The organism is Paenibacillus sp. PK3_47, from assembly GCF_023520895.1.
Lineage (GTDB): Bacteria > Bacillota > Bacilli > Paenibacillales > Paenibacillaceae > Paenibacillus_AQ.
Genome location: NZ_CP026029.1, coordinates 2,418,258 through 2,443,216, shown reverse-complemented (window position 1 = coordinate 2,443,216; position 24,959 = coordinate 2,418,258). Strand labels below are relative to the sequence as shown.

General features: G+C 53.1%; 23 protein-coding genes and 1 riboswitch. Of the genes, 12 read left to right on the top strand and 11 right to left on the bottom strand.

Going from position 1 to position 24,959, the window contains the following annotated elements:
* Nucleotides 1-34: 34 nt before the first annotated feature.
* Nucleotides 35-1,009 (bottom strand): aldo/keto reductase, encoded by a 975-nt coding sequence (locus C2I18_RS10950; protein WP_249901210.1) that lies wholly within the window; start codon nucleotides 1,007-1,009, stop codon nucleotides 35-37.
* Nucleotides 999-1,931 carry a LysR family transcriptional regulator gene (locus C2I18_RS10945; RefSeq protein ID WP_249902080.1) on the bottom strand — a complete coding sequence of 311 codons (933 nt, stop codon included), beginning with the start codon at nucleotides 1,929-1,931 and terminating at the stop codon, nucleotides 999-1,001. The genes C2I18_RS10950 and C2I18_RS10945 overlap by 11 nt, the downstream gene beginning before the upstream one ends.
* 96 nt (nucleotides 1,932-2,027) lie before the next feature.
* Here C2I18_RS10945 and C2I18_RS10940 point away from each other — a divergent pair, with 96 nt between their 5' ends.
* Nucleotides 2,028-2,918, top strand: coding sequence for a DMT family transporter (locus C2I18_RS10940; protein WP_249901209.1), 891 nt, complete (start codon nucleotides 2,028-2,030; stop codon nucleotides 2,916-2,918).
* A gap of 107 nt (nucleotides 2,919-3,025) precedes the next feature.
* On the opposite strand, the gene C2I18_RS10935 is transcribed toward C2I18_RS10940, so the two are convergent.
* Entirely contained in the window at nucleotides 3,026-4,702 is a 1,677-nt protein-coding gene (locus C2I18_RS10935; RefSeq protein WP_249901208.1) for a flagellar assembly protein A, read from the bottom strand.
* A gap of 104 nt (nucleotides 4,703-4,806) precedes the next feature.
* Nucleotides 4,807-4,898: riboswitch (cyclic di-GMP riboswitch) on the bottom strand.
* Nucleotides 4,899-5,200: 302 nt separating this feature from the next.
* Entirely contained in the window at nucleotides 5,201-6,322 is a 1,122-nt protein-coding gene (locus C2I18_RS10930) for an FUSC family protein (protein ID WP_249901207.1), read from the bottom strand.
* Between the two features lie 280 nt (nucleotides 6,323-6,602).
* Here C2I18_RS10930 and C2I18_RS10925 point away from each other — a divergent pair, with 280 nt between their 5' ends.
* From C2I18_RS10925 to C2I18_RS10910, 4 genes are read left to right on the top strand one after another with little or no spacing between them, the layout of a single operon-like run.
* Nucleotides 6,603-7,727 (top strand): ABC transporter ATP-binding protein, encoded by a 1,125-nt coding sequence (locus tag C2I18_RS10925; protein WP_249901206.1) that lies wholly within the window; start codon nucleotides 6,603-6,605, stop codon nucleotides 7,725-7,727.
* Complete coding sequence (locus C2I18_RS10920) at nucleotides 7,717-8,523, top strand: ABC transporter permease (protein WP_249901205.1); 807 nt, start codon at nucleotides 7,717-7,719, stop codon at nucleotides 8,521-8,523. The genes C2I18_RS10925 and C2I18_RS10920 overlap by 11 nt, the downstream gene beginning before the upstream one ends.
* Nucleotides 8,520-9,347 (top strand): ABC transporter permease, encoded by an 828-nt coding sequence (locus tag C2I18_RS10915; RefSeq protein ID WP_249901204.1) that lies wholly within the window; start codon nucleotides 8,520-8,522, stop codon nucleotides 9,345-9,347. Before C2I18_RS10920 ends, C2I18_RS10915 begins: the two co-directional genes overlap by 4 nt.
* Nucleotides 9,344-10,417, top strand: a complete 1,074-nt coding sequence (locus C2I18_RS10910) for an ABC transporter substrate-binding protein (protein WP_249901203.1) — start codon at nucleotides 9,344-9,346, stop codon at nucleotides 10,415-10,417. Before C2I18_RS10915 ends, C2I18_RS10910 begins: the two co-directional genes overlap by 4 nt.
* Nucleotides 10,418-11,355: 938 nt before the next feature.
* Here C2I18_RS10910 and C2I18_RS10905 read toward each other — a convergent pair.
* The 4 genes from C2I18_RS10905 to C2I18_RS10890 all read right to left on the bottom strand — a co-directional run bounded on the left by C2I18_RS10905 (nucleotide 11,356) and on the right by C2I18_RS10890 (nucleotide 15,008).
* Nucleotides 11,356-12,036 carry a hypothetical protein gene (locus tag C2I18_RS10905; protein ID WP_342760339.1) on the bottom strand — a complete coding sequence of 227 codons (681 nt, stop codon included), beginning with the start codon at nucleotides 12,034-12,036 and terminating at the stop codon, nucleotides 11,356-11,358.
* Nucleotides 12,037-12,164: 128 nt separating this feature from the next.
* A complete protein-coding gene (locus C2I18_RS10900) occupies nucleotides 12,165-12,986 on the bottom strand; it encodes a class I SAM-dependent methyltransferase (protein WP_249901201.1) in 822 nt (273 codons plus the stop codon).
* Between the two features lie 496 nt (nucleotides 12,987-13,482).
* Nucleotides 13,483-14,322 (bottom strand): 1,4-dihydroxy-6-naphtoate synthase, encoded by an 840-nt coding sequence (locus tag C2I18_RS10895; RefSeq protein WP_249902079.1) that lies wholly within the window; start codon nucleotides 14,320-14,322, stop codon nucleotides 13,483-13,485.
* 11 nt (nucleotides 14,323-14,333) lie between these two features.
* Nucleotides 14,334-15,008 carry a futalosine hydrolase gene (locus C2I18_RS10890; RefSeq protein ID WP_249901200.1) on the bottom strand — a complete coding sequence of 225 codons (675 nt, stop codon included), beginning with the start codon at nucleotides 15,006-15,008 and terminating at the stop codon, nucleotides 14,334-14,336.
* Between the two features lie 206 nt (nucleotides 15,009-15,214).
* On the opposite strand from C2I18_RS10890, the gene C2I18_RS10885 reads away from it, so the two are divergent.
* From C2I18_RS10885 to C2I18_RS10860, 6 genes are all read left to right on the top strand, one after another.
* Nucleotides 15,215-15,679: a MarR family winged helix-turn-helix transcriptional regulator gene (locus C2I18_RS10885; protein ID WP_249901199.1), complete on the top strand. Its 465-nt coding sequence runs from the start codon at nucleotides 15,215-15,217 to the stop codon at nucleotides 15,677-15,679.
* Between the two features lie 123 nt (nucleotides 15,680-15,802).
* Nucleotides 15,803-16,204 (top strand): DoxX family protein, encoded by a 402-nt coding sequence (locus C2I18_RS10880; protein WP_249902078.1) that lies wholly within the window; start codon nucleotides 15,803-15,805, stop codon nucleotides 16,202-16,204.
* 63 nt (nucleotides 16,205-16,267) lie between these two features.
* Complete coding sequence (locus C2I18_RS10875) at nucleotides 16,268-17,218, top strand: ring-cleaving dioxygenase (protein WP_249901198.1); 951 nt, start codon at nucleotides 16,268-16,270, stop codon at nucleotides 17,216-17,218.
* Nucleotides 17,215-17,823: an alpha/beta hydrolase gene (locus C2I18_RS10870; protein WP_249901197.1), complete on the top strand. Its 609-nt coding sequence runs from the start codon at nucleotides 17,215-17,217 to the stop codon at nucleotides 17,821-17,823. The genes C2I18_RS10875 and C2I18_RS10870 overlap by 4 nt, the downstream gene beginning before the upstream one ends.
* A 152-nt stretch (nucleotides 17,824-17,975) precedes the next feature.
* The gene (locus C2I18_RS10865) at nucleotides 17,976-18,326 is read left to right on the top strand and encodes a FlxA-like family protein (protein WP_249901196.1); all 351 of its coding nucleotides are present in this window, start codon (nucleotides 17,976-17,978) and stop codon (nucleotides 18,324-18,326) included.
* A gap of 196 nt (nucleotides 18,327-18,522) precedes the next feature.
* The gene (locus tag C2I18_RS10860; protein WP_249901195.1) at nucleotides 18,523-19,419 is read left to right on the top strand and encodes an FMN-binding protein; all 897 of its coding nucleotides are present in this window, start codon (nucleotides 18,523-18,525) and stop codon (nucleotides 19,417-19,419) included.
* A gap of 222 nt (nucleotides 19,420-19,641) precedes the next feature.
* Here the strand turns inward: C2I18_RS10860 and C2I18_RS10855 are convergent, their stop codons facing one another.
* Nucleotides 19,642-21,168 carry an alpha-amylase gene (locus C2I18_RS10855; protein ID WP_249901194.1) on the bottom strand — a complete coding sequence of 509 codons (1,527 nt, stop codon included), beginning with the start codon at nucleotides 21,166-21,168 and terminating at the stop codon, nucleotides 19,642-19,644.
* A gap of 107 nt (nucleotides 21,169-21,275) precedes the next feature.
* Complete coding sequence (locus tag C2I18_RS10850) at nucleotides 21,276-22,118, bottom strand: DUF72 domain-containing protein (RefSeq protein WP_249901193.1); 843 nt, start codon at nucleotides 22,116-22,118, stop codon at nucleotides 21,276-21,278.
* A gap of 248 nt (nucleotides 22,119-22,366) precedes the next feature.
* Here C2I18_RS10850 and C2I18_RS10845 point away from each other — a divergent pair, with 248 nt between their 5' ends.
* Entirely contained in the window at nucleotides 22,367-23,230 is an 864-nt protein-coding gene (locus C2I18_RS10845; RefSeq protein ID WP_249901192.1) for an MBL fold metallo-hydrolase, read from the top strand.
* Nucleotides 23,231-23,329: 99 nt separating this feature from the next.
* Here the strand turns inward: C2I18_RS10845 and C2I18_RS10840 are convergent, their stop codons facing one another.
* Complete coding sequence (locus C2I18_RS10840; RefSeq protein ID WP_249901191.1) at nucleotides 23,330-24,931, bottom strand: histidine kinase N-terminal 7TM domain-containing diguanylate cyclase; 1,602 nt, start codon at nucleotides 24,929-24,931, stop codon at nucleotides 23,330-23,332.
* Between the last annotated feature and the right edge of the window lie 28 nt (nucleotides 24,932-24,959).

Sequence of the window (24,959 nt, the reverse complement as noted above, 5' to 3'; positions counted from 1 at the left end):
CGGAGGTTCCCTTCGGCTTATATGGCGTTACAGGTTACGGCAGCCGGTAGAAAGCGAACGGCTCTCCTCTGCGGAAGGCGGAGCTTGCCTCATTCAGCTTGTCCAGAACGGCTGCATCCGGCTGGATCTCTGCGCTGTGCAGATTGTGCTGCAGCTGCTCTGCGCTAGTAGCGCCTACAATTACCGTAGATACTGCAGGTCTGCCCATCAGCCAGGCCAGGGACAATGCCGCAGGCGATACCCCGGCCTCTTCGGCGATGGTGCTGACCGAACGGCCGAGCTCCAGTGCTTCAGGCGTCAGGAACCGGCGGAAGTTCGGGTCAGTATCTGCCCGCGAACCGGCAGGCGCAGCGTCTTCCCCCGAATATTTCCCGGTAAGAATGCCTCCGGCGAGCGGGAAGTAAGGGATCAATCCGATGCCCTGATCCAGACAGAGCGGAACCAGCTCGGTTTCCGGTGTGCGGTCAGCCAGGGAGTAGCTGCATTGAATGGAGGTGTATTTCACCAGGCTACGGGCCTCACTGATGCCCAGTGCCTTCATCAGCTCCCAGGCGGCGTAATTGGACGCCCCGATGTAGCGGACTTTGCCGGAGGATACCATATCATCAAGGGCCCGCAGGGTCTCGTCCAGCGGGGTATAGGGATCAAAGGTATGAATCTGGTACAGGTCAACATAGTCGGTCTTCAGCCGGCGCAGGCTGCCCTCCAGCTCCAGCATCAAATGATGGCGGGAAGAGCCGCTTCCGTTGGGGCCATCATGTCTGGGGAGGCCGGCTTTGGTTGCCAGAACAGCGTCCTGGCGTCTGCCTTCCAGACCGGTGCCGATGATCCGCTCCGATTCCGTGCCGGCGTAAATATTGGCGGTATCAATAAAATTAATGCCCTGATCCAGTGCGGCATGCAGAATGTTAACCGAGGTCTGCCCGTCCGCTCTTTTACCGAAAGAGTTGGTTCCAAGGCCCAGGGCCGATACCTGCAGACCGCTGCTGCCCAAACGGTTATATTTCATGATGATCACTCCTCATATTGAAATGTGTATCCGGTTCAAGCACAGATGTCTCCGCTCCGGAGAACAGCTCTACAGCTGTTTCTATAAAAAGCCGGACGGCGATTGAGGCCTCCTCCAGGGAATGGACGGCAATTTCGATATCCCTGTAAGCATCAGGGGAGAGTTCGCGGATGATGACATTCTGCGGCGGAGACAATAATGACAGCTGGGACATGACGCCTACAGCCAGTCCTTCCCTGATCATGTTCAGCGCGGTAATGTAGCTGTTCACCTCATACTTTACATTCAGTCTGCTGCCGCCTCTGCGGAACAGATCGATTACCGGGGGCTCATAGCCGGCTCTGCAGATCAGCATCGGCTCATCCTCCAGATCCTTAACACGGATCACCGGCCGGTCGCAGAGTGCATGGCCGGAGGGAAGCACAGCATACAGCTTCTCTCTGAAGAACGGAATGGAAGCGAACTCCTCATGCGGCGGAATAATCAGGCCGACATCGATAAATCTTGTCTCCAGCCACTCTTTTACCTCCGCTACCGAGCCTTCATGCAGACTGATTTCAATGTCCGGATATCTGGCTGTAATAGAGCGGATGATTTTCGGTACAAAATGTGCTGAAGCCACCGGGAAAGCCCCGATCCGGATCAGGCCTTTACCCAGCCCCTTTTCCGCTGAAATTTCCTGCTCCACCTTGTCGAAGCCGCGGAGAATTTCTCTGAATATTACGAGAATCCGCTTGCCGATATCGGTAAGCGTCAGCCCGCTGCGCCGGTCGCGGACCAGCAGCTTCACATCCAGCTCGCTTTCAAGTGCTGAAATGGCCCGGCTGACCGCAGGCTGGGTCATATTGAGCTCCACACCTGCTTTGGTGAAGCTGCCGCTCTCGGCAATTTTGACGAACAGTCGAATCTGATTGTTATTCATAACGAATTTGATATGCCCCTCATGATTATAATTCATTTCAATTATGACTAAGAGTATTGTATCATTTGGATTGAAAATAGAACAAGAGGTGAAGAGATGCAGCAGCGGAAGCAAACTATAGCTTTACTTATATTTCTGGTGATTGTCTGGGGGATCAACTGGCCGCTGTCCAAGATTGCACTGGCCTATGCTCCGCCCCTGCTGTTTGCGGGCATCCGCACAGTGATTGCCGGAGTGATACTTATCTTGACCGCTCTGCCGAAGCTTAAGGAGCTTCAATTCAGAAAGCTGTGGCCGACCTATCTGGTCTCGGCTATGCTCAGCATTGTCTTTTATTATGGCTTTCAGACGGTTGGTTTACAGTATGTGCCTTCGGGACTGTTCTCGGCCATTGTATTCCTGCAGCCTGTGCTGCTTGGTATTTTTGCCTGGATCTGGCTTGGGGAGAGCATGTACGGCTTCAAGCTGTTTGGTCTGCTGCTCGGATTCCTCGGCGTAGCCTTGCTAAGCATCGGCGGATTTACGGGAAGTATCTCTGCCGCAGGTGTTCTGCTTGCGCTGGCCAGCGCGTTCAGCTGGGCGCTGGGAACCATTTATATTAAGCGCAATGCGCTGCGGGTAGATATGCTGTGGATGACGGCGATGCAGATTATGATCGGCGGTGTCATTCTGCTGGCAGCGGGATCGGCCACGGAGAGCTGGTCGGCAATTACCTGGAACAGCGCTTTTATAATGAACACATTATTCATTGCCGTGTTCGTTATTGCACTGGGCTGGATGGTATATTTCAAACTGATCAATGAGGGGGAGGCCGGCAAGGTGGGTTCATTCACCTTTCTGATTCCGCTGATTTCTATCGGTTCAAGTGTAGTGCTTCTCGGTGAGCATATTACCTTAAACCTCGTGATCGGCATGCTGCTGATCGTCAGCAGTATCATACTGGTTAATGTAAGACTCGGCCGTGCCGCAAGGCAGGCCCATAGCTAGAACGGGATATATAGAAAAGGAGCCTTGCCAATGCGGCAGGCTCCTTTTCTATAGGCATCCTTGCTGTACAGCTATGTAAGCTGCAGCAAGCCGTAATTGCAGGATGGTTACTTCTGCAGACCGTGGCTCGTGCAGATCATATCTTTGAGTGTCTCATCAATTCTTGTCATGTATCCGCCGGAGATTAATTCACTGCTGCAGATTTGTTCAGCCCTGATCTCTCCGCCTGTCTGAATCACGCTGCCTTCTGCAGCAGTGATGTGGATCCGGGTATGCATCTCCTGCATCACAGCCACAGATTCATAAGCTTCGTCTAACAGCTTCATAAAAGCAGCCAGTACGGCATCCGTTATATAGTCGGTAAATTGGCCCGGATGGAGAAAGACCTCAAGCATACGCAGCAGCTGGCCGTAATCCCGCGGATAACCGGGACCCAGGCTGTTTAGCAGATTGTAGAGTTCACGAAGCTCACCGGGCAGATGCTCATATTTGCTTTCGAGAAGAAGCATGATAACGAGTCCGTACTTTACGCTCTGCTGGCGGGACTCTACGTTTGCGGCCAGCTGTACGGCGGCTGTACTCAATCTGGCGGTTTCCTCCATCAGCCGCTTGGTTATGATGCACAGGCGGTTATGCTTCGCCCCATAGTATCCGGAATACAGCTTACAGCCTGAAATATTCCCGCAGGCTACAATGCTGCCTGTCGCAGAAATAGTAGCATTGCTGGCATTGCCGTACAAATAGACATTGCCCAAAGCCTCGATTACTGCACCTTCGTCAAGATCGCAACCCACAATGATATCCCCCGGGAACGTAATTGCAGCCGCTGCAGGTTCAGACTTTACTGACACCATATAACTGTCCGGGAAATCAATGGTTGTATGCAGAGGGTCCTTTCCCGTTATCCGGGGCCTGCCGGAGCGCAGTGCCATAATTCCGCCGTCAGGGAGCATTACCATACCTTCCTTGAGAGTCAGCAGCATATCCCGGGGAACAGGAGCAGGCATAATACCGCCGTATACATCAAAGCCGGGAATTCCGTCCTGAGGAGGCAGCTTGCGGGCGAATATCTCCCCTTCGCTGACTACGGGTATTTCCTTGACCATCAGCCTGTCCCCAAAGCTGCCGCCCGGATTGAATCCGGTACCATAAACGGCCGGGTGCAGGATCTCCATACAGGCATTTTTTCCGGGTACGGGCGCTTTGCCTGCGGCGATACAAACCGGAAGATAGGTTGGGCTGCTCAGTTCGCTATAAAGCGCAGGAATGTTGAGGCTGCGGATGATACTGCCCTGCTCAAAGCCGGCAATAATCTGGTCAACAGTAAGCCTGGACAGCAGCCGCCCGAGATCAGGTTCTGCGCGGAGCGTGACACGGTCACCCGCAGGGCAATCCACCAGCTTCCAGGCGTATTTCTCGACACGATAGAGTGTGAAATAGGCGTTTAGCCTGTCGTCGGATACAGTAATCTGATATTGCGGTTTTTCGCTGATTTCCCATGATATATGGTCTGTGGAAGTGACTTCTGCCGGTTCACTGAGCGCCTTGCGGTTCAGCTTCAGGATGACCGGGTGGACTGCAGAGATGACCGCCGGCTTACCGCCGGGAAGAGGGGGAGTGATAAAAATCTGGTCGCTCTGGACAATAATAATTCCGTTTTTGTTCCCGCCGGTTCCGCCAGTATCCGGCGCATGATCAAAAGATGGAAGGGGCTGCCTCGCATTGCCGGCCGGTATGGTTGAATAATGCCCATCTCCGGACTGCTTGAGAGTATGCTGGGTCATGCTTGTAACCTCGCTTTTCGTATAATCAACGGCATCTGTACAGAAAAGAGCATCCTGGACCATGATAGGCGATATAGAGCACTACCCGTCCTCTTTAGACTCTATTTGGCAGCATGGCGACCATAAATGCGTCAGGTGCATTCTTAGGTCCATTGCTTTGCGTCCTGCCCTTTCGGGGAGTTTGCCTTTAAGAAACAAATCAATGAATATACATTCAGCAAGGGCCAGTTGTCTGTCGACCTGAATCGACAAAAATACTTCGTCACTGACATCTAGGACATAATAACTCTATAAACAAATTTAATTCTAGTACTTAAGAATCTGATTTTCAACAATAATAATTACATTTGACTATGAAAACCTCCCCGCAAAGTGGGGCTTTGCTCCGATGCGTATCCGGGTATCTTCCGGAACCCCAAATATATACTTTCTGATACGTTAAAAAAGAAGCCTCCCCTACAGTACTCTTGGGGAAGCTTCTTGTCTGGGATACAAAGACTATAATTTTGAAGAAACGCCCATGCCGGTTTTTCTTCTGAGCCGGAAAGAGGCGCGGGCCGGCTTAGCGCTAACCTTCTGCCCTGCGGCAGAAACAGCTGTGTAATCCGCCTGCTCGATTTCCTCCAGCACCCGGTTGAGGCGGGAGAAAACTGCCCCGAGATCACGGAGCGCAGTCAGGCTGCACTGCTCCTGCAGTTCGGAGAACCAGGCCAGCTGCAGATCACGGGTCCGGCGCAGCAGTTCCGGCAGCGAGCGTCCGCATTCGGCCTCCGACAGGGTCCTGGTGGCATAGAGGGCGATACACTCTGAGGTTGCGGAGGCTACCTCTCTCATCCAATCCGCTGCGGCATAATGCGCAGGCAGCAGGGCCAGCTCTTCTCCAATTTCTTTTACATAGGTATGAATCTTCTGCAGATGTGCTGTTGCCTGTGTCATTCCGCCCAGCTTGTTGCGGCAGGAGTAATGCGACAAAGTAAACTGCAGCTCCTTCTGCCGCTGGTCGCTTTGGGCCAGCAGCTTGCCGGAGCGGGCCAGCATGCCTGCAGCCTGCGCCGTATCGCGGCTTCCTGAGGTCAGGCTGGTTAAAGCATCCGCCAGCAGCAGGCTTCCTTCGAGTGCCAAGCCTTTTACCTTGACGAAGCCTTTGGGCGGAACGATAATCATATTTATGACCAGGGCAATCACCACGCCGATAAAAGTCTCGGCCACCCGGAATTCGATATAATGCTCCTGGTAGAAGGTGAGCGCCAGAACTGAGGTTACTCCAACCTGCGAAACGGCCTGGATGTTGATCCGGCAGGCAGTTGCTATTCCAATGCCGATCAGCAGCATGAGCAGAATGGACAGTGCGCCTACATCGAAGAAATGGCCCACAATCAGGCTGACAATTCCGCCGAGCACAATGCCTAGCAGACGGTAGATTCCTTTTTCAAGCGATGCTTTAACTGTGCCCTGGATGATAAGAATCGCTGCAAGCGGTGCAAAGTAAAAATATCCGTCATTATAAAGACTGTGCACGGCAAGCCAGGATAGAGAAGCAGCGAGCGTAATCCGTATCATATAAAGGGAAATTCCAAATTTCTCAAGCCGGTCCTGCAGACCCTCGTTCATTATATTCATCTTCTTTCAGGATAATCAGAAAATTTAAATGATTTTCAGCCGTTTTCATTATAGCACTGCTAAAGCGCCCGGGAGCGGGACAGTTTTTACGAACTTGTTAAGTTTCTGTGCTTATTTTCACAAAGTAGGCTATCGCAAATAAAGGATTAATCCTTTATTCTATATAATAGAAGTGTCGAAAGAGAGGAGGAAATGTCGCTTATCTGCGCTGGGCATGCCAATGACGATTGTCTCCCGCCGGAAGCGGGTAAAATAGGTTGTACTACATATGTAAGGGAGGTTGTTAGCTATAGCTACTCCGGAAGGCACTATTATATCTTTTGATGGGGTTACCAAACAATACGATGATGAAGAGGCCGTGTTAAAAGGTGTCAGCTTTGAAATCGAACGCGGCAAATTCTATACACTGCTGGGACCCTCGGGCTGCGGAAAGACGACCATTCTCCGTCTGATCGCCGGATTCGCCGAGCCGACTGCAGGATCCATTTATCTGAACGGCAAAATTATCAACCACATTCCCGCCAACGAGCGGCAGGTCAATACGGTATTTCAGGATTATGCGCTGTTTCCGCACCTGAACGTATTCGAGAATGTGGCTTTCGGACTGCGCATTAAGAAGCTTAAGAAGGATGTTATTAAGCAAAAGGTGCAGGAAGCGCTGCGCTTCGTCAACCTTGCCGGCTATGACCAGCGTGCCATCAATGAAATGTCCGGAGGACAACGGCAGCGTGTGGCCATTGCCCGCGCCATCGTCAACGAGCCGCAGGTGCTGCTGCTGGACGAGCCCCTGTCCGCACTTGACCTGAAGCTGCGTACCGAGATGCAGTACATTCTGCGCGAGATGCAGCAGCGGCTGGGCATCACTTTTATCTTCGTTACCCATGACCAGGAAGAGGCACTGGCGATGTCAGACTGGATCTTTGTCATGAACAAAGGGAAGATTGAGCAGAGCGGCACGCCGAACGATATATACGATGAGCCGATCAACAGATTCGTTGCCGACTTTATCGGAGAATCGAATATTGTGCCGGGCGTGATGATTGAGGACTACCTGGTGGAATTTAACGGCCACCGGTTTGAATGTGTCGATGCCGGACTCAGACCTAATGAGTCGGTTGAGATTGTTATCCGCCCCGAGGATCTGGAGATTGCTTCGCTTGAGCAGGGCAAGCTGAAGGTGCGGGTCGACTCCCAGCTGTTCCGCGGAGTACACTATGAGATCAGCTGCTACGACGATTCCGGCCATGAATGGCTGGTGCACTCCACCCGTAAAGCGGAGGTAGGCAGCGAGATCGGGCTTTATTTTGATCCGGAAGCGATTCACGTAATGCGCTTTGGTGAAACGGAGGAAGAGTTCGACAGACGTCTGGAAGCTTACGGCGAGGTGGAGAGCCATGCAGAGTAAGGGCCGGCCGTACTACCTCATCCCGTATTACCTGTGGATTGCCCTGTTCGTTATTGCGCCGGTGCTGCTCATTACCTACTATTCCCTGTTTGATCTGGAAGGGAATCTTACACTGGACAACTATGCGAATTTCTTCACCCCGGTGTATATGCGGATGATGCTGAACTCCTTCTGGTATGCGTTTCTGATCACCTTATTCTCCCTGCTTGTTGCCTATCCGGCAGCTTATCTGCTGACCCGGACGAAGCACAAGCAGCTGTGGCTGCTGCTGATTATTCTGCCGACCTGGATCAATCTGCTGCTGAAGGCCTATGCCTTTATCGGCATATTTGGAACGTTCGGACCGATTAACAATTTCTTTGATCTGCTGGGCATCGGGGAGCAGCAAATTCTCTTCACAGGCTTCAGCTTTGTGTTTGTATCCGTATATATCTTTATTCCGTTTATGATTCTGCCGATTTACAGCGCACTTGAAGAGCTGAATCACTCTCTTGTGGATGCGGCGCGTGATTTGGGCGCTTCCGGATGGACGACGTTCCGCCGGGTCATTTTTCCGCTCACCATTTCCGGGGTCCGCTCCGGCTGCATGGCCGTATTCATTCCGGCACTGTCGCTGTTCATGATTACCCGCCTGATTGCCGGCAACCGGGTCATTACACTCGGTACAGCGATTGAGCAGCATTTTCTGGTTACACAGGACTGGGGGATGGGTTCCACGGTTGCTGTCTTCCTGATCGTCATTATGGCGTTGTTCATGCTTCTCACGGGCAGGTCGCGTAAAAGAGGTGCAGCATGAGAAATAAGAACAAATTTGCAAATATCTATCTGGTGCTGGTATTCGTAGTGCTGTATGCGCCCATATTCTACCTGATGTACTATTCCTTTAACAGCGGCGGGACCATGCGTGATTTCGAGGGCTTTACGCTGGATTATTACCGTGAAGTATTTCAGGATACGCGGCTGATCATTATTGTGATCAATACGCTGGTAATCGCCCTGCTGTCTTCGGCCATTGCTACGCTGATTGCAATCTTCGGGGCGCTGGCGATACACCATATCCGCAGCCGCCGGGCCAAGAACACGCTGCTCTCTCTGAACAACGTGCTGATTGTCAGCCCTGACGTCATTATCGGGGCCTCGTTCCTGATTCTGTTCACCATTGCCGGCATCAAGCTTGGTTTTACATCTGTGCTGCTCTCGCACGTGGCCTTCAGTATACCGATTGCCGTGCTGATGATTCTGCCGCATCTGCAGGATATGAGCCCGACGCTTACGGATGCCGCCCGCGATCTCGGGGCCACCCGCCGCGATGTGCTGACCAAGGTGATTCTGCCCATTATCAAACCGGGGATCTTCAGCGGCTTCTTCATGGCCCTTACGTATTCCCTGGATGATTTTGCGGTAACCTTCTTCGTGACAGGTAACGGTTATTCCACGCTCTCGGTTGAAATTTACTCCCGGGCGCGGCAGGGGGTATCGCTGTCGATCAACGCACTGTCGACCCTGATCTTCCTCTTTACGATTCTGCTTGTGGTAGGGTACTACTTCCTGAACCGGCGCAAAGCCCGTCCGGGAGCTGCAATCGCAGAGCCTGCCGCTGAACTGGGGGTGCCTAGATGAAGCAGCTGGTGAATGCTTTCCTGGCCATATTAATTGTGGCCTTCGGCCTGATGTTCCTGGGCTCCAGACTGAATTCCGCCCAGGGCTACACAGGCGGCAATACGCTGACCATATACAACTGGGGCGATTATATTGATCCGGACCTGCTGGACCAGTTCCAGGAAGAGACCGGAATAACGGTTATCTACCAGACCTTTGATTCAAACGAAGCGATGCTGACCAAAGTCGAGCAGGGCGGAACCACCTTTGATGTCGTGGTTCCTTCCGACTATGCGATCGCCAAGATGCGGGAGGAGAATCTGCTGCTGCCGCTGGATCACAGCAAGATCCCGAATCTGGCCAATATTGATGAGCAGTTCATGGATCTCTCCTTCGATCCCGGCAACATGTATTCCGTCCCTTATTTCTGGGGAACGGTCGGGATTATCTTCAATCCGGAGATGACGGAAGGAATGGACTTCAGCAGCTGGGATTCCCTTTGGGACAGCCGGCTGAACAATAACATCTTCCTGGTGGACGGTGCCCGCGAGGTGATGGGCATGGCGCTGAACAGCCTGCACTATTCCGTCAACGATACCAATGAAGACCACCTGCAGGAAGCGCTGGCCAAGCTGAACAGGCTGTCGCCTAACGTCAAGGCCATTGTCGGCGACGAGATCAAAATGCTGCTGGCCAATGAAGAAGCGGCTGTCGGGATCGTCTGGTCCGGCGATGCGTCGGAGATTATGGACGAGAACGATAAGCTCGACTACATCGTGCCGGAGGAAGGCTCGAACATCTGGTTCGATAACATGGTCATTCCGAAGACGGCGGCGAACGTGGAGGGAGCCCATAAGTTCATCGACTTCATGCTCCGGCCTGAAGTCGCAGCCCAGAATACGGAGTATGTAGGGTATTCCACGCCGAACACTCCAGCACTTGCGCTGCTGCCGGAGGATATTTCCGGGGATACCCGGTTCTACCCGCCTGCCGAGATTACCGACCGGCTGGAGGTCTACGATAACCTCGGCAAGCGCATGCTCGCCCATTACAACGAGCTGTTCCTGCGGTTTAAGATGAATAAGAAGTAGGATTCCGGAGGCCTCATGAGGCAGACGGAATGCCTGCGGATAGCGCCTGACACGGTTTGTGTGTCGGGCGTTTTTTGTGCGGGAAGGGAGGGCTGGGGGTTCCGCTCAGGCCGGAAGCCGGAGAGAAGGCCGCTAGGTAGGAGCACAGAGTAACTTATATAGATTGAACTTAAAAATATCCTATAAGGAAGTAGGCGGAGGAGAAGTTTGGAACTGTAGGAGCGATAGCGTTCACCTTGGTCTGCGGATTTCCACCGCCAATAGCGGTATGAATAAAAGAAATCTGCAGCCAACAGCGGCCGAAAGTCCAAACATTCTCTGGAGTCACGAATAACTCTAAATAGAAAAAACACTAGTTCAATCTTATATAGTAGGAAATTCTCCAGTTAAATAGCTGATATGTGCTATTTTCGCAGGTGCTAGTTGGAAAAAGTCCACTTAATATCCTCCGAATGAAGTAAAACAGGGGGAAATGGCGCAATTAACTTGCTTTTTTCCACCTAGATGCTCTGGTAACGCGAAATGAGAGGAATTAATGGGACTTTTTCCACCTGATGTTGACATGCTGACTAATTGTGTGTGAAGGAAGGGCTGGGCGGTTCCGCTCAGGCTGGAAGCCGGAAAGAAGGCCGCTAGGTAGGAGCACAGAGTTAGAAACAAACTAGTTCAATCTTATATAGTAGGAAATTCTCCAGTTAAATAGCTGACATGGGCTATTTTCGCAGGTGCTAGTTGGAAAAAGTCCTCTTAATATCCTCCATATGAAGTAAAACAGGGGGAAATGGCGCAATTAACTTGCTTTTTTCCACCTAAATACCCTGGTAGCGCGAAATGAGAGGAATTAATGGGACTTTTTCCACCTGATGTTTGGCATGCTGACTAATTGTGTGTGAAGGAAGGGCTGCGAGGTTCCGCTCAGGCTTTGGCATGCTGACTAATTAAAAGTAATCGAGCACTCCATGTGCCAGCTGGTAGCGGACTATTCTTTCCTGATTGCCCCGGTTTACGGGGAGCAGCCAGCCCTTTTCAGATAGACTGCGCAGGGTTCGCACGGCTGTTTTATAATCAATCCCGAAATGCCCGCTCACATCCCTGGGGCGGAGAGTGCCGGCAAACTGTATCGCCAGACGAATGGTCTCCTGCTCCATTAACTGCAGCCGCGGGACGGGAGCTTCAGATCGCTGATATCTGCCCAGCACCATCCGGAGCAGGGTTGCACAAAGTTCGGGCCGCTGTTCAACATCATCATAGGCAAAAGAAATCACATGATATCCCGCAGCATGAAGGAAGGTTTCGCGGTTCAGTTCATTGCAGTATTTGGTGCGGTCCATTTCACGGACATGGGAAGTATAGCCTTTGATCTCAATCAGCAGTCTAATGTACCCCGGAAGCCAGGCAAAGTCTGCAAAATAAGGCCTGCCCCGCCAGTCCATTACCTCATACTCCGGATGAAGATTAGAAAAATCACCTCTCAGCGGCCACCAGACATTGCGTAAAAACATAATTTCAGCATGCTGATGCCCTCTTTCCAGCCGTCCGCGGCGTTCCCCGGCGGGTCTCTGTGCCAGATGTCCATTAATAAATTGGCGGTGTGCTTCTTCAAATGACAATGCGTTCATCCTCCTCTGAAAAATAGAAAACGCCCCGGCCGCCCTCGCAAAAGGGTAACCGGGACGTTCTTCGTCTCGTTTTATATAACCAGTATATGACAAAAAAACGCATATGAAAACAAATAAATAGCGTAAGTCTATTTGATCCCGACCCGCATACGGTAGCTGATCAGCACCGGCAGGGTCCTTCCTGCAAAATACTGTTCTGCTGCTTCCCTGAACTGGGACAGCTCCTGATCCAGTGCCCCGATCCCGAGCTTCAGCACAGCCTGGATGCCGCCTTGGCTGAGCATGAGGCCAACGAAGCGCTCCGCATCACAGGTTTCCGAATTGTGAAAGACAATTTCGCGGGCGTAACTAAACTCGCCGCTCTCTTTGATCCGGGATAAATGGCCTTCCTTGTCCCATTTATGGACGCGTTCGTCTTCCGGCTGATGCTCGGCAAGCAGAGCATCAGCGGCGGAAAGCAGGTGATTATAGCGCGCCTCGATCCCCGGCTCGAGCACAAGCGGCCAGTCGCAGTCGTAGGCGGCAAATACGCCTCCAGGGCGCAGGCAGCGGCCGATCTCCCGCAGGGTGCTGACCGGCTCCATCCAGTGGAAGGACTGGGAGCAGGTAATGATATCCACGCTGCCGGCGGCAAAAGGAAGCTGGTTGGAATAGCCTTGGACAAAAGACAATGACGGCGCCGGACCCGACATACTGAGCTTCTCTACCGCTTTGCCCAGCATATCCGGATTAGGCTCCACACCCACTACCGCATCAGCGGCATGCTGCCACAGAAAAGTGGACAGGCCTGTTCCGCAGCCTATATCGGCTACCAGGGACGGGCGGCCCCCCAGATAATTGCTGAGCAGCCCGGTGACCAGCGGCGGCGCCGCAGGGCGGTAACGGTCATAATCATCCTGGAAGCCTAAGAAACGGTCAATGTTCTGTTTGCTGTTGTCTGCAGGTATCATGAAATCCTCTCCCATCGCTGATTTTACCTTGTTTTAAAGTAAAGCTCCCTACAGTCTCCGCTCTGCAGGAGCGGGGAACTCATCTGAGTGGAGGTTCGTTGGCAGGCATCGTTTCGTTACTGCCGGGCGTGAAAGCTTGCCGGGCTATTCTATGGGTTTGAAGCAAGGTAACTGTCCAGTTGGAATTTCTCCATCTAATTCTCTCTCAAACGCCAAGATCTTCATACTGGCAGGAAAATGTCCACTTAAATGCAGCGATTTCTCTACCAGAGCATGAAATGGACCGAAATAAATGGAGAAAATCCACTTAATCCTCATAAATTACGAAAGTTGCTGGAATTAAGTGAACAAAATCCATTTAAGTTAGATGACGAGGAGGACCTCCGCTTATTACAGGTGAAATCGTTAATAGGCTCACTGCAGCAGCGCAAAGTCAGCTGGACTACCCCAGCAGCTCAGAAACAACAGACTACCGCTGCAGCTCAGAAACAACAGACTACCGCAGCAGTGCCGGGTCAACGGCCGGTACCAGCCCTTCGACGGCAGCGCGGTCCAGCAGAGCGGAGATGGCGGCATAGCCGTCTTCTCCAAGATTCATTGAAAATTCGTTCACATAGAGATCAATGTGCGATTTGGCTACTTCCGGGGAGAGCTCCTGCGCATGGCTAAGCACATATTCCCGGCAATCCTCCGGGTGATCCCAGGCATGCTGCAGCGAGCTGCGGATCCAGCCGGAGATGGCTGAATCGTCCAGGCCGCGGCGGGCGATGATAGCACCTAACGGGATAGGCAGGCCTGTATCACTCTCCCACCAGCTGCCGAGATCAGTCAGCATATGGAGGTCATAGTTAGGGTAAGTAAACCGGGCCTCGTGGATTACGAGTCCGGCGTCGATCTCCCCTTTTTGGACCGCAGGCATGATCTCATCAAAAGGCATAACGACGATTTCAGCCGGGCCGCCCGGCACCTGCTGTGCCGCCCAGAGACGGAAGAGCAGATAAGCGGTGGAACGTTCACTCGGCACGGCAATTTTCCGGCCGGACAGCTCCTTCGGATGCTTGACGGCTCCGGCCCCTTTGCGGGTCAACACGAGCGGGCCGCAGCCCCGTCCTAGCGCACCGCCGCAGGGCAGCAGCTTGTACCGGTCCAACACCCAAGGGAGAGCGGCATAGGAGATTTTGAGTACCTCGGGGCCTGTCCCGTCCGCAGCCAGACCGTTCGTAATATCAATATCTGCATAGGTAACGTTAAGCTCCGGTGCCCCGGGAACAAGCCCGTGGGCCCAGGCATGAAATATAAAGGTATCATTAGGGCAGGGTGAAAAAGCAATATTCAGCTTGTCAGTCATTACAGCACCTCCGGTAATATAGCGGCAGCTGCCGCGAGCGCATCCAACGCTTCAGGGATTTTCCAGGCGGCCCGGTCGCGCGGGCCGACCGGGTTCGAGATCGCGCGCAGCTCCAGCGCCGCGATCCCAAGGGCATGGGCGGCCACGGCGACCCCGTGGCCTTCCATCGCTTCCGCCACGGCACCGGGGTGCCGCGCGGCCAGAGCGGCGGCCGTCCCGGCGGTGCCGGTCGCCGTGGACACCGTAAGCACGGGTCCCGTGCTTACGGCAAGCCCGGCCGCTGCCAGCGCGGCCGCAAGGGCCTGCACCGTGCCGGGCTCCGCCGGCACGCTCACGCTGCCGAAGCCGAGCTCGGCAGCGCTGCGGAAGCCCTCCGGCGTCTCGGCTCCGAGGTCGGCGGCAATCATCTCGCTGGCCACCGCCAGCGAGCCTAAGGGCGCAGCCCCCGCGAATCCGCCGCCGATCCCGGCGCTGATGACGCAGCCGTAGGCGCCGGCTGCCAGAGCGGCGGCGGTTCCCGCCGCAGCCGCGGCGGTGCCGGCACCCGCCGCAATGACATGGAACCGGCTGCTGCCGCCCAGGCCGCGCAGGACCGCATCCCGCTCCGCTGCAACAGCGGTTACAATCAGCACGCGTTTTGCGGAGTCGGGGGGATGTGAAGATAAAGAATTCATCGCTTCAGCCACCTTTTTATAGTAAGAAATGTAACCAGCCTGTATTCGTAAAGAAAAGGATACGCCGTTTTGGGGACCAGGTCAAACCGGGAAACAACAAGTTGCAATAGAAGTGTTGACAGCATCGTATAAATGGATTATATTTATCTTAACTTAAAGATAATTAACTTAAAGATAAACGTGAGCCACGAATGGAGGTGTGCAGAATGAGTGATCCTACGAAGACGGGGAGTCAAACAGGCAGTACAGACGATCAGGATTCATCACTGAAGTTATTTGTGGTGCTGTCCAAGGCTTACAAGAGCCTGATGGATCATGCCGTAAGAGATATGAAGAGCCATGGGTTGGCTTCGGCAGAATTCATGGTGCTGGAGGTGCTTTACCATAGAACCCGGATTCCGCTGCAGCAGATCGGCGAGAAGATTCTGGTCACCAGCGGAAGCATTACCTACAATATCGATAAGCTGGAGAAGAAGGGGCTGCTGAAGCGGGTTCCCTGCGATGATGACCGGCGCGTAACCTATGCGGAGATTACGGAGGCAGGACGCGAGCTGTTCGATGAGATTTTCCCCCGGCATGTTTCCTCGATTCACGGATTGATGGGCGGCTTGAACAGTGAAGAGAAGGAACAGGCGATAGGGCTGCTGAAGAAGCTTGGCAAAGGCGTGTAGAATGATAGCGTCTTGCCAGGCAATGCATTAGATAGCTTTAAATAAAGAAGGTTGGACAAAATTTTTTTGATAAATATCTTAAGGTTAAGATAAATAAATTAAAGAGAATGGGAAGTGTTGAAAATGGTTAGTGTAGGTTTGTTATTAATACGGCTGGTAATCGGATTGGCTTTCATAGGTCATGGTGCACAGAAACTGTTCGGCTGGTTCGGCGGTTACGGACCGAAGGGAACGGGAGGCTGGATGGAATCGGTCGGCATTAAACCCGGTGTAGCGATGGCGGTTCTGGCCGGGGTGCTCGAGCTTGCCGGCGGGCTGATGTTCACGCTCGGTCTGTTGACACCGGTGGCTGCAGTACTTATTGCCGCAGCGATGCTGGGGGCAATCGTAAAGGTTCATGCACCCAATGGTTTCTGGTCCACCGCTAACGGAATTGAGTTTCCTTTGACTGTGCTGGTAGTTGCAGTGGGTATAGCCCTTACAGGCGCAGGTTCGATTTCTCTGGACGCCTTGCTTTTTAATTAAGCAGATCATGCAGGTCACGTTGCACAAAGCCCTACAAATATGATTTTATAGGAGGATATTATAATGACACTTCAAACTGCAGGTATTCACCATATTACAGCCTTTGTCGGAGATGCACAGCGCAATGCGGATTTCTATGCGGGAATTCTCGGGCTGCGGCTGGTCAAAAAAACGATTAATTTCGACGCACCGGAAGTCTACCACCTCTATTTCGGCAATGAAGAGGGCGCTCCGGGCACCATTATCACCTTCTTCCCCTGGTCAACCGGACGCAAAGGCAGAATCGGCGGCGGCCAGGTGGGCGTAACCACTTATGCAGTACCGGCGGGATCGCTTGGTTTCTGGGAGGAACGCCTTGCCTCCTACGCTATTTCTTTTACCCATGTAACCCGGATTGGCGAGCATTATCTGTCCTTTGCCGATTACGACGGACTGCGCATTGAGCTGGTTGAGCGGGAAGAGGGCCCGTACAGCACCTGGTCCTTTGGCGGCGTACCTGAGAAGCATGCCATTAAAGGCTTCGGGGGTGCAGTGCTCTACAGTGTGAATCCTGAGCGGACAGCGGATACGCTGGGCCGGACGCTGGGCATGGAAGTGATCGCTGAAGGCGACGGCTATATCCGTTACAGATCGGCAGCTGACCTCGGCAATATTATTGACCTGAAATCCGCTCCGGTTCCGCATGGGGCAGGAGGAACGGGCACCGTACATCATATTGCCTGGCGTGCCAAAGATGATGCCGAGCAGCTGGAATGGGGTGCCCGCGTCCAAAGCCATGGTTACCAGCCGACTCCGGTCCAGGACCGCCAATACTTCAACGCCATCTACTTCCGCGAGGAAGGCGGAATCCTGTTCGAGATCGCAACAGATCCTCCCGGCTTTGCCAATGATGAAACACCGGATGCCCTTGGTCAAAAGCTGATGCTTCCGGCATGGTATGAACCGCACCGCGCGGCTATCGAGGCTAATTTGAGCCCGTTCGAAATTCGTGAAATTGAGGTGAAGCAGAGATGATCCATATTTACCAAAAGGGCAGTGACCTGAGCCTGCCGACACTGGTATTATTCCATGGCACCGGCGGCAATGAACATGATCTGCTGCCGCTTGCCGAGATGCTGCTGCCGGGAGCCTCCGTATTGGGCATCCGCGGCAATGTGCTGGAGAACGGGATGCCGCGCTACTTCCGGCGGCTGGCTGAAGGCATTTTTGATGAGGAAGATCTGGTCTTCCGCACCCATGAGCTTAGACAATTCCTGGAGACGGCTGCGGCGGAGTACGGATTTGACGCCGGTAACCTGGTGGCCATCGGCTACTCCAACGGTGCGAATATAGCAGGCAGCCTGCTGTTCCATTACGGCGGTATTTTCAGCAAAGCCGTGCTGCTGCATCCGATGGTGCCGCTGCGCGGGCTGGACCTTCCGTCACTATCTGGTGTGGATGTTTTCATCGGGGCGGGAACCAATGATCCGCTGATCCGTTCAGAGGAAACGGTGGAGCTGGAAAGCCTGCTGCAAGGAGCCGGCGCAGAGGTAACCACACACTGGGGCAACCAGGGGCACCGCCTTAGCGCTGCCGAAGCGGAAGCAGCCCGGTACTGGCTGCAGAATTCCGGCAAGTAAATTCATCAGTCATAAGCCATACCTTGAGCCGCCTGCGGGCGGCTTTATTGCTGTGCATCGCGGCTCCAGTACTTTCAGCAAACTTTCAGCGCGTTTTAACGTTTCCCTGGGGTGAAGAGAGTAATATTGGAGAAGTGAAAGGAGGGACGGGCATGAATATATCATCCGTATCATCTGCAGCTTCGTCTTCTTACACTTCTTCAAGCACCGCTGATACCAGCGCATTGGAGAAGCAGAAGGCAAAGCTTGAAGCGGAACTCGAAAAAATCGGGTCGGGCAAAGAGGACGAGAAGACCAAAGAAACCAAAACCAAACAGATTGAGCAGCAGATTAAAGGGATCGCGGCTCAAATTTTGCAAAAATCGCAGGCGGGTTCCGCTTCAGCGGGCGGCGGCATTGCGCAGAAGAAACCGGCCGGCAGCAATATTATTGCTGCGGCAAGTGCGCAGGAGATTGCTGCCGCGACCACAGACAGCGCAGGCAGGTTTGACATCCGGGTATAACCCCGGACTGTAGAGCTATGACAACGAAGGGGACTTCCTTTGCCGTGAAGGAGTCCTCTTTTTTACGTCCGGATGTTCGCCGTACAGCAGGAAATGGACAACCCTCAGGAAAAAGAATCCTGATGTGTATGGTCATAACACCCTACAGATGTTAATATAAGTATGTGAAAAAAATAACATAACGGGGGTTTTAGAGATGAAACACAATAGAAAGCTGCCGGTTCTGGCTGCAGCAGCACTTGCGGTTATGCTGACGGCATGCGGCAACAACAACAATAATACGGCATCTAACAGCGGGAATGTAAATGAGCCTGCTGCTACAGAAACGGCCAGTGCTGCTGAGCCGGCTGCTGCCGGAGCGTTTACAGACGGAACCTATAAGGCGGAATATGACCGCAACGACGTGAGAAACTGGAAGGCGTATGTGGAGGTAACAGTGAAAGACGGCAAGGTGGAGAAGGCTTATTACGATTATACCAATGACGCCGGTGAGAAGCGCAGCGAGAACGAGAATTATATCAAGGGTTTCTCCGAGGTGAACAAGTTCACGCCAAGAGAAGCATTTGACAAGCTGGGTGAAGGACTTGTTGCCAGCCAGGATGCAGCGAAGGTGGATGCTGTATCGGGTGCCACCCACTCCTCCAGAAACTTTAATGAGCTGGCAGCGGCGGCACTGGACAAAGCCAAAGCCGGTGATACGGCGGCAGCAGTTATACCTTTATATGATGACGGAGTTTACAAGGTGAGTGCGGATGCTTTTGACGAGCATGGGTGGAAGCCGCAGCTGGACCTTGAGATTAAGGATCATGCCATTGCGGCCGTGCAGTTTGACTACGTTAATGAAGCCGGTAAGCTGAAGACAGAGGATGCGGATTATAAGGCATCGATGGAGCCCGTATCCGGGACTTACCCGGCGAAGTATACCGAAGAGCTCGAGAAACAGCTGATCGAGAAGCAGCTGATCGGTTCGGTGGATGCTGTCAGCGGCGCGACTACCTCTTCGGGTAACTTTATGGTTCTCGTTGAGCATGCGCTGGATGAAATGGCTGAAGTCGGGGATACAGCTCCTGCTGCCGTTAAGATCTCAGAATAAGCAATTATACTTTTAAGCTTTTGCAGGACCGTGTGTTCAGTGCAATGCAGCAGAATGGAACTTTTGAACGTTTGGCATTGATTCTGTTGTACAATGTGCAACCACAACACTATAATCCCTGAAATGAAAACCACGGTTTTCAAGTCCAACCTATATCCAGCTGTAATGAAAAGGTGAACCCGCAGCCAAACCGGCCGAAGGTTCACCTTTTATAGTTAAGACCTACTCTGCTTCATTACCTGCAGTATCTGTGTCCTCTGCTTCCGCAGCCCCGGCATCTTCAGCTTCCGTGTCGGCATCAGGCAATGCCCATACGGATACACTTCCTCCGTTGACAGGGAACACAGCCCAGCCTTCCCCGTCAATCGTAATGCTCTCTTCGCGGTTACGGGTGAAATCCTCCCAGCTCTCTCCGGCACGCGCTTCACCGACGAACATCCGCTTCTCGCCCTCGTCACCGTTGGAGATCACTACTGCGCAGCCGGAGCCTGGGATTTCCTCTACACCGTGACGGACCCAGCCGATCGTGTTGGGATGGTCGAAGTAGTCATCCTGCTGTCCGTAGGCCTTGTGATAGCGGGTATACAGCAGCGGGTCGATGGCTGCTTTTTTGCCTTCCACCGGAGAAGGGCCGCCGATCCCGTAATAATCACCGTAGAAAACGACGGGGTATCCGTCGCGGCGCAGCAGAATCAAAGCATAGGCAATTTGCTTGAACCAGTCGCCTACCCAGGATTCGAGCGCTTCATGCGGCTGTGAATCGTGATTGTCTACGAAGGTTACGGCATTGAGGGGGTGGGTCTGTACCAGCGTGTCATCAAAAATGGTGGTCATATCGAAATCCCTGCCGGCCAGCGCCGCCCCGTACAGCTTGTAGTGAAGCGAGACATCAAACAAATCAATCTGGTAATCGACCGTGTTCAAAAATTCCCGGCACGCTTCAAGGTTGGAATTCCAGAACTCGCCTACGATATAGAAGTCTTCACCGCGTTTGCGGGTCATTTCCGCAGCGAACTCCTTGATGAATTCATGGTTGATATGCTTGATTGCATCCAGGCGGTAGCCGCTGCACTGCAGGGTGTCGACAAGCCATTTGCCCCATTCCAGCATCTCATTCCTGACTTCCTCATCATGATAATCAATATTGGCGAACATCAGATAATCATAGTTGCCGAACTCGTTATCTACATTCTGGTTCCATTGCTTATCCTCACCGGCAATCCGGAACACCCCGGTCCGTTCTTCTCTGGCATCATAATCGGTGCCGTTGAAGTGAGTGTAATCCCATTTGAAGGTGGAATACTGGTCTCCCCGGCCGGGGAAGGTGAATTTGGTCCAGCCCTCAATTTCAAAAGGCTCGGAAATTTCCTTATTGCGGTCATTGGGATCTACCTCAATAACCTCAAACACCTCGGTCTCGTCGGCGCCTGCTTTATGGTTCATGACCAGATCAACGTAGACGGCGACGCCATTTTTCAGACACTCGGCAATGGCCTCCACCAGCTCCTGCTTGGTGCCGTATTTGGTCCGGATGCTGCCCTTCTGGTCGAATTCGCCCAAATCATACAGATCATAGACACCGTACCCGGTATCTTCAGCAGTGATAGCCTTGGTTACAGGCGGTACCCAGACCGAATCGATATAGGCGGCCTTCAGCTCAGGGGCCATTTCAGCCAGCCGCTTCCAATGCTTGCCGTCAGCTTCCACATGCCACTCAAAAAACTGCATCATCGTATGGTTTCTCTTCATCCTTTTCAGCCTCCCTAATCAATATAAAATGCTTGGGCCCATTCTTTGTAAACCGGAATTCAGCAAGGAGGTTAAAAGATATTATGTAGACCGCTTCAGCTTTTGTGCTAGAACAAGTCCAGTTGGCGCGGAGCCAGTCCGCCGTCGATTCCGAGCAGCGCCTGCAGCTCTTTCGCATTATCTGTGGCATCACCGCCGGAGTTGTTGTTGAATACTACATATATTTCGCGGGAGGATTTCTCCAGCTCCAGGAGCCGGTCCCGCCATTCGGTCAGCTCTTCAGTGCTGTAGCGGTACAAATACCGCAGCTTGCGCCAGTCGGGGTGGCTGCTCTGGTTCCAGCCGCTTATGCTGCGGCCGTGAAGGCGCACGTAAGTGATGTCCGGTGTGGTAGCAACAGGCACAATAGGGATAGACCCGCTGCCGGCCTGAGGTTCATCAGCCACCGTGTGAATCCAGCCCTCCTCCTCCAGAAACTGAAGGGTTTTGTCCCGCATTTCCGGGCTGTACCATGATTCATTGCGGAACTCCAGCGCGGAAGGGACATCCAGCATCCGTGCCTTGGCATCACGCAGAAATTCTACATTATCCTTGGTGCAGTCGAACCAGGGCGGGAACTGGAAGAGCGCCATCGCCAGCTTGCCGGCTTCGCGTACAGGTTCTATGGAGGTGTGAAAAGCGCGGTACATCTCGTCAGGCGTATCGTAATAATTTTTTTTGCCCCGCAGATGCCCGGTCATACCCTGATAGGCTTTAACGATAAACTGGAAGTTATCCGGTGTTTGACCCACCCATTTGGCATAGTTTCTGACCGGTTGTACCGCGTAGAAGGAGCTGTCAATTTCCACAATGGAAAAATGCGCGCTGTAGGCGGGCAGACGTTCGGCCGGTTTGATTTTGCCATACAATTCCTCGTGGTCGCCAAAGCCGGTTAGTCCGATTTTAATCATGTAATCCCCCCTTGGCTGCAATTGATAACCGTGATCGCAGAGATCAGTTACTTCCTATTAAACTGAAAACCTGCTAACACAAACAAGAACAGTTGATTAATGCCCGGAACTGCTGCAACATAAGGGATAGAAGGCGGTGCAGGCCTGCTCTTGAATACAGGCTATGGGTGCTGTTATCACCAAAAGAGTGCAGGGATATACTTTGCTGCCTGACCTTAATTCTTATTAGCTGAAATTTAGGGGGATGAATGATGGAGCATACGTTTCAAGCGCTCGGTAAACACATACTCATTATGCATCCGGAGGATGACACAGACCGTCCTGTCCTGGCGGCAATTACCGGAGAGAAGCGCACGCTGCTGATGGATTCCGGCAATTCACGGGCACATGCAGCACTGTTCCGGGAAGAGCTGGACAGACGCGGGATAAGGATGCCGGATCTGCTGGTGCTGACCCACTGGCACTGGGATCACAGTTTCGGCATGTCCGCTTGGGAAGCGCCGGTGATTGCCCATGAGGGAACGGTGGCGATGCTGGCGGAATTATCGGGCCGGGAATGGACGGATGCAGGCATGGAGGAGCTTATACAAGCCGGAACAATCAGTGAGGAGAGTGTGGAGCATATCCGGCTGGAATACGGTGACTCCAGGGCTGTTGCAGTCAATAAGCCGGATATTGCCTTTACCGGTACCCTTACAATTGATTTGGGCGGGATAACCTGCGAGCTGAGCCATGTCGGCGGGGACCATTCGGCTGACTCCTGCCTGCTCTACATAAAAGAGGAGCGTGTGCTCTTCCTCGGTGATGCACTGGGGCCCGCAGTGTACGGGGGTCCACGGAGGTACAACAGCAAGAATTTTTTGCAGCTGATGGATCAGGTGGGCAGTTATCAGGCAGAGTGTTATGTGGAATCCCACGGACTGCCTATGAATGAGCAGGAATTCCGGGATGATCTGGCACCCTGGGTGCAGCTGGCCCGGATTGTGGAGACCGCCGGAGATCAGCGGGAGCAGGTGATACAGGAGTTAAAGGTCTGGCTGCAGACAGAGGAGCTGCCCGGCGATCTGCTGAGGGGTGTGGACTATTTTATGGCAGGAAATCATTATTCATAACGATAGCAGATGCGCTGCCATAGACAGCAGCCCTGTTCCTTACGGCTTACGCCAGGGAACAGGGCTGTTAGCATATCAATGAAACCTGAGCAGTGCTGTCTATTTCAGAGCAGGAGAAAATTGGGTGATACATACGCCATTAGAGAAATGGACAGCGTTGCGGCCGCTCCTTTTAGATGTATAAAGTGCATGATCCGCCTCGGACAGAAGCTCTTCCAGCGTAATGTTCTGGCGGTGCGCATCGACCACTCCGAAGCTGGAGGTGACGCGGATCAGGCCGACAGGTGTAATTATGGTGCTCTGCTCAATGTCCTCGCGGATAGCCTCCGCTGTCTCAGCGGCCTGGCTAAGAGAGGTGCCGGGCAGACAGATCACGAATTCCTCGCCTCCGTACCGCCCGAAAATGTCACCTTCCTGCAGATGCCTGCGGCATACGCCGACAACATGCTGGAGCGCCATGTCCCCGTATTGATGCCCATACCGGTCATTGATGTTTTTGAAGTAGTCAATATCGAGCAGAATAATGGAAACAGGAGTCCGGTTGGCTACCGCAGCTTCCAGCAGGGAACGGCTCATGGACATGAAGTGCATACGGTTATAAATGCCGGTCAGGCTGTCAATCGTGGCGAGCTGAAGCAGCTTTTCCTGAAGCAGCACCCGTTCGGTGACATCGATCAGCATGATCATCCGGCCTGCCAGGTGGCCGTCCTTTTTTTGGACCGGAGAGGATCTGACCTGGTAATAGCAGACCTCACCGTCTTTATTCCAGGCAAGCTCCCGTTCCTCACTGATCTGGGGGTCCACATTCATTACATAATCCACCGCTTCTTTTCCGGCATGCAGGAACAGCTGGGCCAGCGGCCTGCCGACTGCTGATGCATCCAGCCCCTGCAGCATCTGCGTAGCAGCACGGTTGTAATCAACGAGCATATCTGAGCGGTCTGTTACAAGGACTCCGTCACGCATGCTCTCGAACAGGTTCTCGCGGGCAATCGGGGCGGCGGTCAGCATGCCTCTGGAGAGGATGGCCCATATATAGAGGGTTGAGGTTACGCTCATAATTACCGGTACAGGATCCATGCCGTAAGGGGTCGCTCCCATTAAATACAGAAAAGCGCCCAGAGCCGGCAGAAACTGCCCGATAAAAATGGTGGTCAGCTGCCGGCGGTAGACCCGCTTCATCCGGCCCCACTGCCAGAGAATCAGGCACATCCCCGCGAGCATGCAGCCGAAGGTCATACTGCCCTGCACGATATACCATGGACCCATTACGACATCGACCAGGGGTCTGGGGGCATCTTCCCGGAAATGTATCGACTGGTAGAACAGGTGGTGATATTCATTCGTCCATACGAGCACCGTGGAGATCAGCGGGACTGCGTATAACACGGACAGCAGTTTCTTTTTGATCAGCCTGTCCAGGCCTACAAAATGCATGACCATAATAAGGCTGGAGGGAGCGATATAGGGCATTCCCAAATACTCAACCTTGATCCAGAAGCTGATTTCCTGCATCGTGTTTCCCGACAGCTCCAGAGCAAAGCCGAAGGTGTAGATGGCGGAAGCGGCCGAGCTGATTATGAAAGCTTTGATTCCGGCAAAATCAGTGTTCTTTTTATAGTAGGCAAACAGCGCCAGCAGTGCACTGAGCACACCGGAGATGGCTACTATCACGATATAACTTGAGATCATGGAATCCATCGTTCCGGCCTCCATGCATTAAGACTTG